This window comes from Bradyrhizobium sp. 33ap4 (assembly GCF_032654765.1).
GTDB classification, from domain to species: Bacteria; Pseudomonadota; Alphaproteobacteria; order Rhizobiales; family Xanthobacteraceae; genus Bradyrhizobium; species Bradyrhizobium australafricanum.
Genome location: NZ_JAUMTJ010000043.1, coordinates 21,827 through 39,329, shown reverse-complemented (window position 1 = coordinate 39,329; position 17,503 = coordinate 21,827). Strand labels below are relative to the sequence as shown.

General features: G+C 65.8%; 14 protein-coding genes. 4 read left to right on the top strand and 10 right to left on the bottom strand.

What is annotated here, in order from left to right; translation table 11 throughout:
* Positions 1-169 precede the first annotated feature (169 nt).
* Both Q2M23_RS29015 and Q2M23_RS29010 read left to right on the top strand, forming a co-directional pair.
* Positions 170-1,303: a nitronate monooxygenase gene (locus Q2M23_RS29015; protein ID WP_057015745.1), complete on the top strand. Its 1,134-nt coding sequence runs from the start codon at positions 170-172 to the stop codon at positions 1,301-1,303.
* Positions 1,304-1,447: 144 nt separating this feature from the next.
* Positions 1,448-2,959: an acetyl-CoA acetyltransferase gene (locus Q2M23_RS29010; protein ID WP_316397843.1), complete on the top strand. Its 1,512-nt coding sequence runs from the start codon at positions 1,448-1,450 to the stop codon at positions 2,957-2,959.
* Positions 2,960-3,082: 123 nt separating this feature from the next.
* Here Q2M23_RS29010 and Q2M23_RS29005 read toward each other — a convergent pair whose 3' ends face one another.
* From Q2M23_RS29005 to ltnD, 6 genes are all read right to left on the bottom strand, one after another.
* Entirely contained in the window at positions 3,083-4,285 is a 1,203-nt protein-coding gene (locus Q2M23_RS29005; protein ID WP_057017653.1) for an efflux RND transporter periplasmic adaptor subunit, read from the bottom strand.
* Positions 4,272-7,451, bottom strand: a complete 3,180-nt coding sequence (locus Q2M23_RS29000) for an efflux RND transporter permease subunit (protein ID WP_168857530.1) — start codon at positions 7,449-7,451, stop codon at positions 4,272-4,274. The genes Q2M23_RS29005 and Q2M23_RS29000 overlap by 14 nt, the downstream gene beginning before the upstream one ends.
* A gap of 381 nt (positions 7,452-7,832) precedes the next feature.
* Complete coding sequence (locus Q2M23_RS28995) at positions 7,833-9,524, bottom strand: methyl-accepting chemotaxis protein (RefSeq protein ID WP_057017651.1); 1,692 nt, start codon at positions 9,522-9,524, stop codon at positions 7,833-7,835.
* Positions 9,525-9,694: 170 nt separating this feature from the next.
* Entirely contained in the window at positions 9,695-10,984 is a 1,290-nt protein-coding gene (otnK, locus tag Q2M23_RS28990) for a 3-oxo-tetronate kinase (protein WP_316397840.1), read from the bottom strand.
* Positions 10,981-11,763: a 2-oxo-tetronate isomerase gene (gene otnI / locus Q2M23_RS28985; protein ID WP_316397839.1), complete on the bottom strand. Its 783-nt coding sequence runs from the start codon at positions 11,761-11,763 to the stop codon at positions 10,981-10,983. The genes otnK and otnI overlap by 4 nt, the downstream gene beginning before the upstream one ends.
* A 12-nt stretch (positions 11,764-11,775) precedes the next feature.
* A complete protein-coding gene (gene ltnD, locus Q2M23_RS28980; RefSeq protein ID WP_316397838.1) occupies positions 11,776-12,783 on the bottom strand; it encodes an L-threonate dehydrogenase in 1,008 nt (335 codons plus the stop codon).
* Positions 12,784-12,883: 100 nt separating this feature from the next.
* On the opposite strand from ltnD, the gene Q2M23_RS28975 reads away from it, so the two are divergent.
* Positions 12,884-13,540 carry an aldolase gene (locus Q2M23_RS28975; protein WP_057017647.1) on the top strand — a complete coding sequence of 219 codons (657 nt, stop codon included), beginning with the start codon at positions 12,884-12,886 and terminating at the stop codon, positions 13,538-13,540.
* Between the two features lie 33 nt (positions 13,541-13,573).
* Positions 13,574-13,849, top strand: a complete 276-nt coding sequence (locus Q2M23_RS28970; RefSeq protein WP_057017646.1) for a hypothetical protein — start codon at positions 13,574-13,576, stop codon at positions 13,847-13,849.
* A gap of 174 nt (positions 13,850-14,023) precedes the next feature.
* Here the strand turns inward: Q2M23_RS28970 and Q2M23_RS28965 are convergent, their stop codons facing one another.
* The 4 genes from Q2M23_RS28965 to Q2M23_RS28950 are packed head-to-tail and all read right to left on the bottom strand — an operon-like array spanning position 14,024 to position 17,295.
* Complete coding sequence (locus Q2M23_RS28965) at positions 14,024-14,728, bottom strand: ABC transporter ATP-binding protein (protein WP_018270525.1); 705 nt, start codon at positions 14,726-14,728, stop codon at positions 14,024-14,026.
* Entirely contained in the window at positions 14,712-15,443 is a 732-nt protein-coding gene (locus Q2M23_RS28960) for an ABC transporter ATP-binding protein (protein WP_016842862.1), read from the bottom strand. The genes Q2M23_RS28965 and Q2M23_RS28960 overlap by 17 nt, the downstream gene beginning before the upstream one ends.
* A complete protein-coding gene (locus tag Q2M23_RS28955) occupies positions 15,440-16,417 on the bottom strand; it encodes a branched-chain amino acid ABC transporter permease (RefSeq protein ID WP_253640333.1) in 978 nt (325 codons plus the stop codon). Before Q2M23_RS28955 ends, Q2M23_RS28960 begins: the two co-directional genes overlap by 4 nt.
* The gene (locus Q2M23_RS28950; RefSeq protein WP_026192487.1) at positions 16,417-17,295 is read right to left on the bottom strand and encodes a branched-chain amino acid ABC transporter permease; all 879 of its coding nucleotides are present in this window, start codon (positions 17,293-17,295) and stop codon (positions 16,417-16,419) included. Before Q2M23_RS28950 ends, Q2M23_RS28955 begins: the two co-directional genes overlap by 1 nt.
* Positions 17,296-17,503: the final 208 nt, after the last annotated feature.

Below are 17,503 nucleotides of genomic sequence, written 5' to 3'. Positions count from 1 at the left end.
CGCATTTTCTATCCAGCGGAATGCGCTGCGAGGGATGCAGCCGGAGCAGCGCCTGCACGCAAGATCGCCGTGGCCGAAACCCGCTTGGCTTCGCGGACCGTGATGCGATAGCGTTGCAGCGGCTGACGCCAACAAGCACAAGAAGCAGCCGCCGGGAGAGAACCAGTCCATGAAATCACCGATCTGCGATATGCTGGGGATAGACTTCCCCCTGCTCGCTTTCAGCCATTGCCGCGACGTGGTGGCGGCGGTCAGCCGCGCCGGCGGCTTCGGCGTGCTCGGCGCGACCGCGCATTCGCCGGAGACGCTGGAGCAGGAGTTGAAGTGGATCGACGCGCATGTCGACGGCAAGCCTTATGGCATCGACGTGCTGATCCCGGAAAACATCTCGACCGCCGGCGAGAAGAACGTCACCTGGAAAAGCCTCGAGGCGCGGGTCTCGCAGGAGCATCGCGACTTCACCCGCAATCTCTTGAAGAAATACGACATCGAGCTGACCGGCCGCAACGTCGCCGACAACCAGCCGCAGCCGTTCGACGCCGAGACCGCGCTGCAACTGCTCGAAGTCTCGTTCCGGCATCCGATCCGGCTGATCGCGAATGCGCTCGGCGTGCCGCCGAAGGCGATGATCGAGATGGGGCGCAAGCACGGCGTGCCGGTGGCGGCGTTGGTCGGCTCCAAGGAGCACGCGCTGCGCCAGGTCGCGGCCGGTGTCGATATCCTGGTCGCGCAGGGCACCGAAGCCGGCGGCCATTGCGGCGAGGTCTCGACCATGGTGCTGGTGCCGGAGGTGATCAAGGCGGTCAAAAAGATCCGCGACGTGCCGGTGCTCGCCGCCGGCGGCATCATGACCGGCAGCCAGATGGCGGCCTGCATGGCGATGGGCGCGGCCGGCGCCTGGACCGGCTCGGTGTGGCTGGCCACGGTGGAATCGGAGACGTCGGAGATCTTCCGCGAGAAGATGATCGCGGCCTCCTCGCGCGACGCGGTGCGCTCCAAGGGCCGCACCGGCAAGCCGGCGCGGCAGCTCCGCTCGGTCTGGACCGATGCCTGGGACCGCTCGCCGGAAAGCCCCGGCGCGCTGCCGATGCCGCTGCAAAGCATCATCAGCCGCGACGCCTTCAACGCGATCGACCGCGCCGCAGCTGGTGGTAACGAGAAGGCCCGCGACCTCGTCAGCTATTTCGTCGGCCAAGGCGTCGGCCTGATCGACAGCGTCAAATCCGCCGGCGCCGTGGTGCAGGAGTTCAAGGAAGAGTTCGTCGAAGCTGTCGAGCACATGAACGCGCTGGTGGCGGAGTGACGATCCCTCCCCGCCGTCATTGCGAGGAGCGAAGCGACGAAGCAATCCACCTTTCCCCGTGTCGGAACATGGATTGCTTCGCTTCGCTCGCAATGACGCCCATAACAACCATCGAGCCCAAGACCGCAGAGTGAACCAACAAGAATGTCGAACAGCATCCCCGAAGACCGCATTCCCGTCATCGTCGGCGTCGGCGAAATTGTCGATCGTCCGAAGGACATCGCCGCCGGCCTCGAGCCGCTCACGCTGCTTGAGGAGGCGCTGAAGCGCGCCGAGGCGGACAGCGGCGCCAGGCTGCTGTCCGACGTGCAGTCGCTCGACGTCGTCAACTTCCTGAGCTGGCGCTACCGCGATCCCGAGAAGCAGCTCGCCGCACGGCTCGGCATTCAGCCTTCGCATCTCTATTACGGCCCGGTCGGCGGCGAGAGTCCGATCCGCTATCTGCACGAGGCTGCGCAACGCATTGCGCGCGGCGAATGCAGCGTCGCCGCGGTCTGTGGCGCGGAGGCGCAGTCGACGGCGACCAAGGCGCAGCGTGCCGGCGTGGAGCTGCCGTGGACGCCGTTCGCGCACGACGTGGAGGAGCCGAAGCGCGGCGCCGCGTTCCAGAAGCCGATGGCCGTGAGCCTCGGCGTGTTCAGGCCGATCACGGTCTATCCGCTCTATGAATCCGCAACATCGGCGCATTGGGGCCAGACGCCGCGCGACGCGCTGAAGGAATCGGGCGAGCTATGGTCGACCTATGCGCGCGTCGCGGCCGACAATCCGAACTCGTGGCTGAAGAAGACGTTCACCGGCGACGAGATCACCACGGCCACGCCCGACAACCGGATGATCGCCTGGCCGTATACAAAGCTGATGGTGGCGAACCCGACGGTGAACATGGGCGGCGCGCTGATCCTGACCAGCCTCGCGAAGGCGCGCGCGGCCGGCGTGCCGGAGGACAAGCTGATCTATCCGCTCGGCGGCGCCTCGGCGGAAGAGCCGCGCGACTATCTGATCCGCGATCAGTTCGTCGAAAGCCACGCGCAGACCGCGGTGCTGAAGGCGGTGATGGATCTCGTCGGCGGCGACGGCAAGAAGTTCGACGCGATCGAGCTCTATAGCTGCTTCCCCTGCGTACCCAAGATGGCGCGCCGGACGCTCGGCCTCGGTGCCGACGTGCAGCCGACCGTGACGGGTGGTCTGACGTTCTTCGGCGCGCCGCTCAACACCTACATGACGCACTCGGCCTGCGCGATGGTGCGCAAGCTCCGAAGCGGCGGCACGCTCGGCCTGCTCTATGGCCAGGGCGGCTTCGTCACCAAGCATCATGGCCTCGTGCTGTCGCGCGCGGCGCCGAACGTCGCGCTCAAGCAGGACACGTCCGTGCAGGCGGAGGCCGACCGCAACAGGCGCAACGTGCCCGACTTCACCGCCGAGGCTGCGGGAAAGGGCAAGATCGAGGCCTTCACCGTGATCTATCGCGCCAATGGCGAAGTCGAGCATGGCGTCACCATGCTGCGCACCGAGGACGGCCGGCGCACGCTCGGCCGCATCCCGGCGAGCGACACGGCGACGCTGGCCTATCTGCAGGACATGGACCGCACGCCGGTCGGTACCACCGGCGACATCGTCACCGCCGGCGATGGCATGCTGGAATGGCGGGTGGGCTGACCTACCGACGCTGTCATGGCCGGGCTTGTCGCGGCCATCCACGTCTTTGCCTCGTGAAAGAAAGTAATACGTGGATGCCCGGGCCAAGCCCGGGCATGACGAAGTAAAGGGGCGGCTTCTCCCCTAACCCTTCACGTCCTGCTTTTCGGATGCCGTGGTCGGCTTGCCCTTGGCGCCGGCACCGGTGACGCGGACATGGTCGCCGTCGGCGAGTCCGTCCGGCGGGGCGGTGATGATGCGGTCGTCGGGCGCGAGGCCGGTCGCGATCTCGATCTCCTTGCCGAGGTCGCGGCCGATCTTCACGGTCTTGAACAGCACCTTGTCGTCAGGACCGACGGTTGCGACCCGCAGGCCGCTGCTGTTGAAGATCAGCGCGCTGGCGGGAATGCTGAGCGGCGTGGATTCGCGCTGCAAATTGAGCTTCACGCTGGCATAGCTGCCCGGCATCAATTCGCCGGAGGAGTTGTCGAGCCCGAGCTGCATTCGCGTCGTGCCGGAGGCGACATCGACCGCCTGCGAGGAGGCTTCCACCGTCGCCTGGAAGGTGCGGTTCGGGTAGTCCGGCAGTGCCAGCGTCGCCTTGGCGCCGATCTTGATCGCCGGGACGTAGTTCTGCGGCACGTTGACATAGACGCGCAGCTTGGTGATGTCCGAGATCGTGAACATCGCCGGGCCCGAGTTGCCGCCGGCGTTGATCAGCGCGCCGACGTCGGTGTCGCGCGAGGTCACCACGCCGTCGAACGGCGCCGTGATCTTCTTGTATCCGGCGAGCGCTTCCAGCCGCTCGACATTGGCCTGGCCGGCCTTGACCGCGCCGTTTTTGTTGGAAAGGTCGGCGGTACGCTCGTCGATCTCCTGGGCGGAGACGAAGTTCGAGGCCACCAGCGTCTTGCGCCGGTTCAGCGTGGCCTCGGAGAGCTTGGCCGAGGCCTGGGCGCTGGCGAGATCGGCGCGCGCCTGCAGCAATTGCTGGTCGAGGTCGGGCGCCTCGATCTCGGCGATCACCTGGCCGGCCTTGACGCGGGCGCCGATGTCGGCGTCCCAGTTCTTGAGATAGCCGGATACCCGGGCATAGATCGGCGCGCGGGAATAGGCCTCGAGCCGGCCCGGCAGGTCGATCGTGGGGCTCAGCGCCTTGGCATTGGGCAGCGCCACCGCGACGGTCGGAATGGCCTGGTCGTCGGTCCATTCCTTCAGCCGCGTGTCCTGTTCCTCGCGGGCGCGGATCCCGGTGCCGACGATCAGGCCCGCCCCTACCAGGGCCACCACGCCGAAGATGCCCAGCTTCCGGCGTGAGACCGGGGGGCGCTTTTCAGTGGGCGGCATGCGGAATCTCCGATGAGGCGGCGGCTTTGGCGCCTTGCTTCTTGTGTACCATACTGAATACCACGGGAACAAACATCAGCGTCGCGAAGGTGGCGAAGATCAGGCCGCCGATCACGGCCCGGCCCAACGGCGCGTTCTGCTCGCCGCCCTCGCCCAGCCCCAGCGCCATCGGCGCCATGCCGATGATCATGGCAAGCGCGGTCATCAGCACCGGGCGGAACCGGACGAAGCCGGCTTCCAGGGCCGCCGCGACGGGATCGCCGAGTTCCTCATAGCGCTCGCGGGCGAAGCTGATCACGAGCACGCTGTTGGCCGTCGCCACACCCATGCACATGATGGCGCCGGTGAGCGCCGGAACCGACAGCGTGGTCTCCGTCGTGAACAGCATCCAGACAATGCCGGCGAGCGCAGCGGGCAGCGCCGTGATGATCACGAACGGGTCCGACCAGGACTGGAAGTTCACGACGATCAGGAAGTAGATCAGCACGACGGCGCCGAGCAGGCCGAACAAGAGGCCGGTGAAGGCCGAGTTCATGGTCTGCACCTGGCCGAGCAGCACCACGGACGAGCCCTTCGGCACCTCCTTGGCAGTGTCGGCGATCAGCTTGCGCACGTCGGTCGCGACGCCGCCGAGATCCCGGCCTTGCGTCGTGGCGTAGATCTGCACCAGCGACTGGATGTCATATTGCGACACCACCGCACTCGAGGTCGCGCGCTTGATGTCGGCGATGCCGCCGAGGATCGGTGCCTGGGTGTTGCCGGTCGCGGTGATCGGCAGGGTCTGCAGCGCGCTCAGCGAGTCGATCTGGTATTGCGGCGTCTGCATCACGATCGAATACGACACGCCGTTATCGGGATTGAGATAATAGGTCGGCGCCACCTGCGAGGAGCCGGCGAGGTTGACCACCAGCGAGTTGGTGACGTCGCGCTCGGTCAGGCCGACATATTGCGCGCGGGTGCGGTCGACATCGATGTTGAAGGTCGGGTTGTTCGGCGACTGCTGGATCCGCGCATCGGCGATGCCGGGGATGCGCTTGATCCCGGCCAGCAGCTTGTTGGCATAGGCGAAGTTGGCCTCGAGATTGGCGCCGCGGATCTGCAGGTCGATCGGCGCCGGCGCGCCGAAGTTCAGGATCTGGCTGACGATGTCGGCCGGCAGGAACGCGAAGCTGGTGCCCGGGAACAGCCGCGGCAATTGCTCACGCAGTGCGCGGACATGCTGTTCGGTCGGCTTGTGGCCTTCCTTGAGGCGGATCTGGATGTCGCCGTCCTGCGGACCGATCACGCCGGTGTTGTTGTAGGTCATGTTGATGCCGGAGATCGGCATGCCGATGTTGTCGGTCATGGTCTCGATCTCGCCGGGCACCAGCTTGCGGATCGCCTTCTGGATGTCGGCGAGCTGGTTGGCGGTCTCCTCGACGCGGGTGCCGACCTGGGTGCGGACATGCATCAGGATGTTGCCGGCGTCGACCGACGGGAAGAAGTTGCGCCCGAGGAACGGCACCAAGAGGAACGACGCGGCGACGACTGCGAGAAAGCAGCTCACGAACACCGTGCGATGACCGAGCGCCATCGCGAGCAGGCCACGATAGCCGCTTCGGATGCGCTCGAACCGCGCCTCGAAGCCGCGCTGGAACCAGACCAAAGGATTGCGCGACTTCGGCGGCGCGCCCTCATGATGCACATGCGCCTGCAGCAGATAGTTCGCCATGGTCGGCACCAGGGTGCGCGACAGGATGAACGACCAGATCATCGCGAACATCACCGCTTCGGCCATCGGCACGAACAGGAAGCGCGCCACGCCGGTGAGGAAGAACATCGGCACGAACACGATGCAGATACAGAGCAAGGAGACGAAGGCCGGCGTCACGATCTGGTTGGCGCCATCGAGGATCGACTGCTCGACGGGTTTGCCCTGCTCGAGGTGATAATTGATGTTCTCGATCGTCACCGTGGCGTCGTCGACCAGGATGCCGACCGCGAGCGCGAGGCCGCCGAGCGTCATGATGTTCAGCGTCTCGCCGATCAGGGACAGCATGATGATGGCGCCGAGCACTGACAGCGGGATCGACACCGCGATGATGACGGTCGAGCGCCAGCTGCCGAGGAACAAGAGGATCATGATGCTGGTGAGCAGCGCGGCGATCACGCCCTCGAACGCGACGCCGGTGATCGCGCCGCGGACGAACACCGACTGGTCGCCGATGAAGCCGATCTTCAGCGCGTCCGGCATCTGGTCCTTGACCTCGATCACCTTCTGCTTGATGCCGGAGATGATATCGAGCGTCGAGGTGGCGCCGGCCTTCAGCACCATCATCAAGACCGAGCGGTTGCCGTCGACATGGACGATGTTGGTTTGCGGCGGATTACCGTCGCGGACCGACGCGACGTCACGCACATAGACCATCGCGCCGTTGACCTGCTTGATCGGCAGGTCGCCGAGCTCCTCGAGCCGCAGCGGCGAGTTGTTGAGGTTGATGGTGTATTCGAAATTGCCGATCTTCTGCGTGCCGACCGGCGTGATCAGGTTCTGCGCGGCGAGCGCATTGGCGACGTCCTGACCCGACAGGCCGCGCGCCTGCAACGCGGTCGAATTGAGATCGATCTGGACCTGGCGCTGCTTGCCGCCGAACGGATACGGGATCGCCGCACCAGGCACCGTGACCAGCGGCGTGCGCAGCTGGTTGATGCCGATATCGGCGAGGTTCTGCTCGGTCAGTCCCTCGCCCGACAGCGCGACCTGGATGATCGGAACCGTCGAGGCGCTGTAGTTCAGGATCAGCGGCGGCGTCGCGCCCGGCGGCATCTGCTTGAGCAGGGTTTGCGAGATCGCGGTGACCTGCGCATTGGCGGTGCGGATGTCGACGTTGGGCTGGAAGAAGATCTTGATGATGCCGACGCCGTTATAGGAATTGGCGACGATGTGCTCGATGTCGTTGACGGTCGTGGTCAGCGCGCGCTGGAACGGCGTGGTGATGCGGCCGGACATCTGGTCCGGCGGCAGGCCGGTGTACTGCCAGACCACGCCGATCACGGGGATGCGGATGTCTGGGAAGATGTCGGTCGGCGTGCGCAACGCCGCCAGCGGTCCGATAATCAACAGCAGGATCGCGAGCACGACGAAAGTATATGGCCGGCTCAGCGCGATACGGACCAGTGCGATCATAAAACAAGCGTTCCCGAAATGAAGCCCGCCCAGGCAGAGGAATCGACATTGCAAAAGCCGTTCCGTACCGGCCGATTTACCCGATGCCGGGCAAAACGCCAACCCGCGGAGCCGCGGCGGCTTTCACTTCCTCGGCATAGTGCGTGAGGCTGCGCGCTCCGAGCGACCATGCCGGGCGCAGTGCCGCCGATCGCGTGCGGATCATCGTCAAAAAGAGACGGCTCTGCTGCGAATGCGAGCCGGCCGAGGATGCTATTTCGGCCGACGCGAGGTTAACGCATCGCTGCTCTGCGAAAATGTAAAACGTGATGGGCCGGGTCAGCCCACCACGTCGGCATCGGTTAGGCGAAGGATGGCGGCCGCCCGAGCGGCGCCGCCGGATCAGGCGGCGCGGACGGCGTCGAGGAACTTGCTGACCTCGAGCTTGAGGCGGCTGCTGTCGCCCGAGAGCGATTGGGCCGCCGACAGCACCTGGCTCGACGCCGAGCCGGTCTCGTTGGCGCCATGCTGGACGTCGGTGATGTTGGCCGAGACCTGCTGGGTGCCCTGCGCCGCCTGCTGCACGTTGCGGGAGATTTCCTGCGTCGCCGCGCCCTGCTCTTCGACCGCGGCCGCAATGGTGGACGAGATTTCCGACAGCCGTTCGATGGTCGAGGAGATTTCCTTGATCGCGCCGACCGACTCCTGGGTCGCGGTCTGGATGCCGGCGATCTGCTGGCCGATCTCGCCGGTCGCCTTGGCGGTCTGCTCGGCCAGCGCCTTCACCTCGGACGCCACCACGGCGAAGCCGCGGCCGGCGTCGCCGGCGCGTGCCGCCTCGATGGTGGCGTTCAGCGCCAGCAAATTGGTTTGGCCGGCAATGGTGTTGATCAGCTCGACGACGTCGCCGATCCGCGCGGCGGCCTTCGACAGCTCGCTGACGCGATCGTTGGTGGTGCGCGCCTGGCCGACGGCATCGCCGGCCATCCGTGCCGACTCCTGCACCTGGCGGCTGATCTCGGTCACCGACGACGACAGCTCCTCGGTCGCCGACGCCACCGACTGGACATTGGTCGAGGCCTCCTCGGACGCCGCGGCAACCGAGGTGGTCAGCTCCTGCGAACGCCGGGCGGTCGACGACAGCGTGCCGGCGGAGGCTTCGAGCTGGGTCGAGGCCGACGACACGGTCTGCACGATCTCGCCGATCATCTGTTCGAAATTGCGGGTGATGGTGTCGACCCGGCGGCCGCGCTCGATCTTGGCTTCGGCGTCGGCAGCCGCGGCTTCATCGGCCGCCTTCTTGGCGACCAGGGCTTCCTTGAACACCTGCAGCGTATCGGCCATCGCGCCGATCTCGGTCTTCTCGCCCTGATGCGGGACGTTTGCGGTCAGGTCACCGCGGCCCAGCGCCTGCATCGGGCTCACGATCGAGGCGATGCCGGCCGAGACGTCGCGGATCATCAGGAAGCTGACGCCGACGCCGACGATGATGGCGGCGCCAAGGATCATCGCAAGCAGCATGACGGCCGACGCGTAGCTGTTTGCCGCCTCCTGCGCCGCCTTGTCGGCGCCGGCATTGTTGAGCTCGATGTCCTTGCGCAGGATCTCGTCGGCCTCGAGGCCGATCTTGTTGACGGTCTTGGCGTTCAGCTCATGCGCATCGTGCGGGGCCTTGCCGACATCCCTGCGCGACAGCGCCATCACCTCCTCGGTTCCCTTCTTGTAACGGGTCCAGGCATCGACCCATTGATCGTAGAGCGCGCGCTCCGCGGGGGTCGCGATCAGCGGCTCGTAGATCGCGCGGACCTTGAGGTTGGCGTCGACCACCGAGGTCAGGGTCTTCTCCTGCGCGAGCTTGTCCTCCAGCGTCTCGGACAGCATGTGCTCGCGGATCACGTTGCGATAGGTGATGACGCCGGCGCGCAGATCGCCGAGCGCACGCACGCTCGGCAGCCAGCTCGTCGTGATGTCGACAGTGTTGGCGTTGATCGACCGTAAATTCACGACCGCGAGCAGGCCCATGCCCGTCATCGCGACAAGCAGGAACGCAACCACGGCAATAATCTTGGCGCGGATCGAGAATTTGGCGAACATCGTGGGGGTCTCTTGATATCGGGCTCGCGAAGCCCGATCGAATGGCTGGGGGCGTGGCGGGACGCCGCAGACATCAAAGCCAGCCCCCCTCCTTAAGTAGGGTTAATTTGGTTCCCCGTTGAACTACGGAGGCGCTCTTCGACACCGTGGCATGATGCGCGCCAGCCGCATCAAGGCATCAACACGAGCGCATCCGAGAAAAACTCCGGCCCGCCGAAATTGCCTGATTTCAGGGCAAGCACCATCTCGCCTCTCCCGGCGCCGACCGCTCGCAGAACCGGCACGCCGGCGGCGATTTCCGAACCGACCAGGAATCCAGGAATGCGCAGGCGATCGACCACGGCGCCCGAAGTTTCACCACCGGCGACCACCAGCCTGTGCACGCCCGACTGCACCAGACCATCCGCGATGTCGGCCATCGCCTGCTCGATGGCATGCCCGGCTGCATCGCGACCATGACGGGATTGCACAGCTGCCACCTGATCCGGGGTCGAGCTGCTCGCAATCAGGATTGGCCCCGCCCCGAGCCGGTCTCTGGCCCAGGCGAGCGCACGCTGCGTTTCGTCCTTGCCGGCGACCACCTGCTCGGGATCGAGGTGCAGGACCGGCATCACTTTCTCGGCGTTTGCGATCTGGCGCAGGGTCGCCTGCGAGCAACTGCCGGCAAGGCACGCCGCCGGGCCGCCGACCGGCGTCGCCAGCATCGCATTCGCGCTGTCCGGTTTGGCCTTGCTCGCGGCGACCAGCGCCCGCGCCAGGCCAAGCCCGATCCCGGAAGCGCCGACTGAAAGACGGTGATCCAGCGCGACCTGCCCGATGGTCTCGAGGTCGCGGTCGAACACCGCATCGACGATGGTGGCGCCGATGCCGCTTTGCGTGAGCTCGGCGAGCTTTGCCCGGACGGCGTCCGCGCCACGGCTCAGCGTCGCCAGATCGACCAGGCCGACCTTGGTCGTGCTTTGCCGCGCCAGCACGCGAACCAGATTGGAATCATGCATCGGGTTGAGCGGGTGGTCCTTCAGCGGACTCTCGTTCAGCGGCACCGAGCCGACGAACAGATTGCCCTGGTAGACGGTGCGGCCGGTCTCCGGGAATGCCGGAGTCACCAGCACGATGGCATCCCTGGAATCGGCGCGCAGCGCGTCCATCACGGGGCCGATGTTCCCGGCATCGGTTGAATCGAAGGTCGAGCAGATCTTGAACAGGATATGTTTGGCACCGCGGCCGCGCAGCCAGGCCTCCGCTGCGCGCGAACGCGTCACGGCGAGGCCGGCCTCGATCGAACGGCTCTTCAGCGACACCACGACGGCGTCGACCTCGGGCAGCGCGAGATCGTCCGCAGGCACGCCGATGGTCTGCACCGTGCGCAGGCCGGCGCGGGTCAGCGTGTTGGCGAGGTCGGAGGCGCCGGTATAGTCGTCGGCGATGCAACCGAGAGACAGTTTTCCGGCTCGCGTCACGGCTTCACTCCGGCATAGGGCTTGAACCAGGCGAGACCGTCGGTGGTCTTGCCGCGCGGATTGTACTCGCAGCCGACGAAGCCGCCGTAGCAGAGCCGGTCGAGCTCGCCGAACAGGAACGGATAGTTCAGCTCCTCGCCGTCGGGCTCGTTGCGCGAGGGGATCGACGCGATCTGGACGTGGCCGATGATCGGCATCATTTCACGCAGCCGCATGGTGACGTCGCCATGGATGATCTGGCAGTGGTAGATGTCGAACTGCAGCTTCAGGTTCGCGATACCAAGCTCGTTGATCAGATCGCGCGCGAAGATGAAGTCGTTGAGGAAGTAGCCGGGCACGTTGCGCGGATTGATCGGCTCGATCACGACGTCGAGGCCGTGCGGCGCGAAGAACTCTGCGGCATGGGCGACCGATTTGCGAAACGCGGCGACCGCCCTGGCATCGCTGCGGTCGGCTATTCCCGCCATCAGATGCACCCGCTTGACGCCGGTCGCCTGCACATAGGGCAGTGCGGTCTTCAGGCTTTGCTGGAGGTCGGCGAAACGGTCCGGCAGCGCGGCAAACCCCTTCTCGCCGGCGTTCCAGTCGCCCGGCGGCAGGTTGAACAGCGCCTGCGTCAGCCCATTGCCATTCAGCCGCTTGCCGACCTCCTCGGCCGGATGGTCGTAAGGAAACAGGAACTCGACCGCGGTGAAGCCCGCCTTCGCGGCCGCCTCGAAGCGGTCGAGGAACGGGACCTCGTTGAACATCATGGTGAGGTTGGCGGCAAAACGGGGCATTGCAGGATCCTCTTATTTCTCGCCTGGAAGCTTGGTGCCGGTAACCTGCGCATACATCCGCGCCACCGACGCATCGTCGTCGCGGCCCATGCCGGCGGCCGCGGTCATCAGGAACATCTGCAAGGCCGCGGCCGAGACCGGCACCGGGAAGCGTGCATTGCGCGCCATGTCCTGGATGATGCCGAGGTCCTTCACAAAAATTTCGACGGCGCTGCGCGGCGCATAGTCGCCGTCGAGCACATGCGGCATGCGGTTCTCGAACATCCAGGAATTGCCGGCGGAGGCGGTGATCACCTCATAGACCTTGCGGATGTCGAGCCCCTGCTTGGCGGCGAATGCGATCGCCTCGGAGGCGGCCGCGATATGCACGCCGGCCAGCAGCTGGTTGATCATCTTGAACGCGGCGCCCTGCCCCGCGGCATCGCCGAGCTCGTAGAGCTTTGCCGCCATCGCATCCAGCGCCGGCCGCGCCTTCGCAAATGCCGCGGCGCTGCCGGAGGCGAGAATCGTCAATTCGCCCTGCGCCGCGCGCTGCGCGCCGCCGGAGATCGGGGCATCGAGATAGTGCCGGCCGGTCGCCTCGAGCTGCTTTGCGAGGCGCCGCGCGATATCAGGGTCCATGGTCGCCGAGGAGATGAAGACCGCGTCCTTGGCCAAGGTCTCGGCGACGCCGTCCTTGCCGAACAGGATCCCTTCAGTCTGCGCCGCGTTGACGACGACGCTGACGACAATGTCGGCATCCCGGGCCGCCTCGGCCGGCGACTTGGCGCCCTTGCCGCCGTCGGCGACGAAGCGCGCCACCGCATCGGCCGCGACGTCGCAGCCGGTCACCTCGAAACCGGCCCGCCTGAGTGAGGTCGCCATGCCGTATCCCATCGAGCCCAGCCCGATGACGGCGACACGTGATGTTGCGGAACTGGACATTTGGCGATCCCTGAACATTTTTAGTTGTTTGAGCATGACCTTTTCGGAAAACCGGCTGCCACTTTGCGCCAGCGCGGCCTTCCGGGCCCGGTTCATGCTCGTTGCTGCTTGCCTATCACGGCTTGGCCGCGCTGCCAAAGCATGAGACAAAGCGGAAAACGGATAGCGCCAAAGATGGCGCGGCGAGCGAAACCGGATGAGCGAAACAAAGCTTCGTGAGGACATCTGCCGCTTCGGCCGCTCGCTGTTCGAGCGCGGCCTGACGCCGGGCTCCTCGGGCAATATCAGCGTCCGGCTCGCGGACGGCGGCTGGCTGGTGACGCCGACCAACGCCTCGCTCGGCTTCCTCGATCCGGCGAAAATGTCACGGCTCGACGGCAACGGCCGGCTCGTCTCCGGCGACGCCCCGACCAAGGAAGTGCCGCTGCACACCGCGCTCTACCAGACGCGCGCCTCCGCCGGCGCCGTGGTGCACCTGCACTCGACCCATTCGGTCGCGCTCTCGATGCTGCCCGAGATCGACCCGCGCGCCGCGCTGCCGGCGATGACCGCCTATTACGTCATGAAGTGCGGCCAGACCGCGCTGGTGCCCTATTATCGCCCCGGCGATCCGGCCGTTGCCGACGCGATCCGGGGACTGGCCGGGAAATATTCATCGGTGCTGCTCGCCAATCATGGGCCCGTCGTGTCGGGCGATACGCTGGAAACGGCGGTGTTCGCGACCGAGGAGCTGGAGGAAACCGCAAAGCTCTATCTGCTGCTGCGCGGCCTGAACCCGCGCTATTTGTCGCCCGACCAGGTGGCGGATTTGACCAGGACGTTCGGGCTCGTGCTGCCGGATCACCCTCACTAGATCAAGCGGAGGATCGATATGCGGAAGACAGTCATGATGAGGTTCACAGGCTTGGCGTTAGCGATTCCGTTCGCCGTCGGCCTTGCGGCGTCGGACGGACGGACCGAAGAGACCTTGCAAGGCATGCTGGCAACCCAGCTGCGCGCGCAAGGCTATGCCTGCGACAAGCCGCTCAAGGCCGAGCGGGACGACAAGCTCTCGAAGCCCGACAACGAGGCCTGGACGCTGACCTGCAGCAACGCGACCTATCGCGTCAGCCGCGTGCCGGACCTCGCCGCCAAGGTCGAGAAGATCGACGAGAGCAAGTAGGCTGCGTCGGCTGGATCAGTAGCCCGCATGAGCGCAGCGATATGCGGGACGCCCCGGATGTCGCTGCGCTCATCCGGGCTACGGGCTGGATTGCGCGCACCGCATGCACTGGCGTCATCCCCGCGCAAAGGCAAAGCCTTTGTCGCTGGAGGTACGAGCGTGGAGATTCCGTCGCTACAGCCCCAGATACGCCTTGCGCACGTCGGGATTGCCGCTGATCTCGGCGGCGGTGCCCTGCATCAGCACGCGGCCGGTCTGCAGGATGTAGGCGCGGTCGGCGATCTCGAGGCACTCGGCCATGCGCTGCTCGACGATCAGGACCGTCATGCCGGCGTCGCGGATGCGCTTCACGGCCTGGAATATCTCGTCGACCAGTTTCGGCATGATGCCCTGCGACGGTTCGTCGAGCATCAGAAGCCGCGGCCGCGTCATCAGCGCGCGGCCGATCGCAAGCATCTGCTGCTCGCCGCCGGACAGCGTCTCGGCGCGCTGGTCGAGCCGTTCGCCAAGCCGCGGGAACAGCTTGAACACCAGATCGAGCGGCGCGTCGCGGTCAGACTGACTGCGGTAGAGATAGCTGCCGAGGCGCAAATTGTCGCGCACCGAGAGCCGCGGAAACAGCCGGCGGTTCTCCGGCACGTAAGCAATGCCGCTTGACGTGATGACGTGCTGCGGCTGGCCGTCGATGCGCTTGCCGTCGAAGGTGACGGTGCCTGCGCGCGGCCGCTCGGCGCCGGCGATCGATTTCAACAGCGTCGACTTGCCCGCGCCGTTGGCGCCGGCGACGCAGACGATCTCGCCCTTGGTGACGTCGATCGACACCGAGGAGATCGCGACCAGGCCCTGATAGGCGGTGGTGACTTCACGCACCGACAGCATGACGATCCCCGAGATAGGCAGAAATGACTTCCGGATTGCGGACGACCTCAGTCGGCTTGCCCTCGACCAGCACCTTGCCGAGATTCAGCACGATGGCGCGATCGACCAGCGGCATCACGATCTCCATCACATGCTCGACCATCAGCACGGTGATGCCGGCGGCGCGGACCTTCCGCACCAGCTCGACGCCGGTCTGCGCCTCGACCGGCGTCAGCCCGGTGAGGACTTCGTCGAGCAGCAGCAGCTTCGGCTCGGTCGCGAGCGCGCGGGCCACCTCGAGCCGGCGCTTCTCCGACGGCACGAGGTCGGCGGCGAGCTTGTCGGCGCGCGCCGCAAGGCCGCAGAACTCCAGCACCTCGTAGGCCTTCTGCCGCGCGATGCGCATCTTGGTGTTGCGGATCAGCGCGCCGACGATGACGTTGTCGATCACGGTCATGGTCTCAAAACTCTTGACGACCTGGAAGGTACGCCCGACGCCGCGCTGGCAGCGTTCCGCCGCCGGCAGCTTGGTCACGTCCTCGCCGTCGAAGATGATCGAGCCCTGGGTCGGCGGCAGCACGCCCGCGATCAGGTTGAACAGCGTCGACTTGCCGGCGCCGTTGGGGCCGATCAGGCCGACGATCTCGCCGCGCCCGACCGAGATCGAGACATCGCTGTTGGCGACGAGGCCGCCGAAGCGCTGCCATACTCCGCGCGTTTCCAGCAGCGCCGTCATCGTGCAGCTCCCTTGCGCAGGGAGAACACGCTGACCAGGCCGCGCGGCAGCGCCAGCGAGATCACGATGATCAGCGTGCCGTAGACGATGAGGTCGACGCCGCGCCCGGAGCCGCCGATGAACGAGCGCGTCAGCTCGGTGAGCGGAATCAGGATGACCGCGCCCAGCACCGGGCCCCACAAGGTGCCGATGCCGCCAAGCACCGCAGGCAGCGCCATCAGCAGCGAGAACTGGAAGCCCATCACGCTTTCAGGATCGATGTAGGAGACGAACTGGGCGTAGAAGCTGCCGCCGACCGCAACGAGGAAGGCCGAGACCGCCGCCGCGCCCATCTTGGAATTGAACACGACCACGCCGAGGCTTTCGGCGGCATCGGGATTGTCCTTCACGGCGCGCCACCAATAGCCCCATTTGGAATCCTCCAGCCACCAGGTGACGAACCAGGCGATGCAGGCCAGCGCCAGCGCAAAGTAGAAGTAAGGCAGCTTCGAGCGCGTGAACTGGAATTTCAGCCAGCTGTCGCCGCGCACCGGGATGTCGATGCCGAGCGCGGCGCCGGCCCAATCCCAGTTCTGGATCAACAGCAGCGCGATCTCGGCGATCACGATGGTCGCGATCACGAAATAATGCCCGCGCAGGCGGAAGCAGGGGTAGCCGAGCGCCATCGCGATCAATGCGGAGATCGCCCCGCCCGCCAGCATGCCGAACCACGGCAGCACGCCGAACTTGGTGAACAAGAGCGCGGTGGTATAGGCGCCGAGCCCGAAATACAGCGCATGGCCGAGCGAGATCTGTCCGCAATAGCCGGACAGGATGTTCCAGCTCTGCGACAGCGCCGCATACATCAGCGTCAGCACCATGATGTTCTGGACGTAGACGTCCTTGACAAACAGCGGCACCAGCGCGGCGATCACCGCGAGGCAGGCCGCCACGATCAGGTCACGCCTGCGGCGTTGGGCGAACTGGGTGTCCATCACATCGATCCGAACAGGCCACGCGGGCGGATGAAGACGACCAGCAGGTAAACGGCATAGATGCCGACCGATTTCAGCGACGGCGGCAGGATCAGCGCGGTGGTCGCTTCCACCAGGCCGACGATGATGCCGCCGGCAAAGGCGCCGAATACGCTGCCGAAGCCGCCGAGCGCCACGGTGACGTAGGCGATCAGGGCGAACGACGCGCCCACGTCGGGGTAGACGTAGAAGAAGATCGCCATGATGGCGCCGGCGAGGCCGACCAGCGCCGCACCGAGGCCCCAGCCGAGCGCGAACACGCGGTTCTTGTCGATGCCGACCAGCGCCACCGCGCCGGCGTCTTCGCGCGTCGCCTCGAGCGCGCGGCCGAAATCGGTGCGATTGATGAAGAAGTAGAGCGCGACGAAGGCCGCGATCGACAGCATCGCGCCGATCAGCTGCGGCTCCGGCAGATAGATGCCGGCGATCGACACGGTCTTGCCGCCGACCCAGGAGTTGGTCACGCTGCGGTAGTCGGGCGTGAAGAAGAACTGGGCGAGGCCCCGCATCACGATCGCCAGCCCGAAGGTCGAGAAGATCTGCACCATGCCAGCATTGGCCTTGGCGCGCATCGCGAAGCGGACGATCAACAGATAGACCACCGCGCCGAACACGAACAGCGCCGCGGCGACCAGCGGCGCCGAGAGCAAGGGATCGATCGCGAAGAACGCGAACAGGAAGAAGGTCGCGTACATCGCGATCATCAGGAACTCGCCGTGCGCGAAATTCACGACGTCCATCAATCCGAAGATCAATGCGAGGCCTGCGGCGATCAGTCCGTAGAGCAGCCCCATCAACAGGCCGCTCGCCAAACTCTGGATAATGGTCTCGGCTGTCACCGTCGACGCTCCATGTTCCGACCATTGTCTTTAGCCCCCGTCATTGCGAGGAGCGAAGCGACGAAGCAATCCATGCTTCCTTTTCGCGGAGACGTGGATTGCTTCGCTTCGCTCGCAATGACGGAACATGCGAGACTCTGAATGATGTCTTCGGCTGTCACCGCCGCTTGCCCCCTCAATAGCGTTTTCGAGCGAAGTGGATACCGGT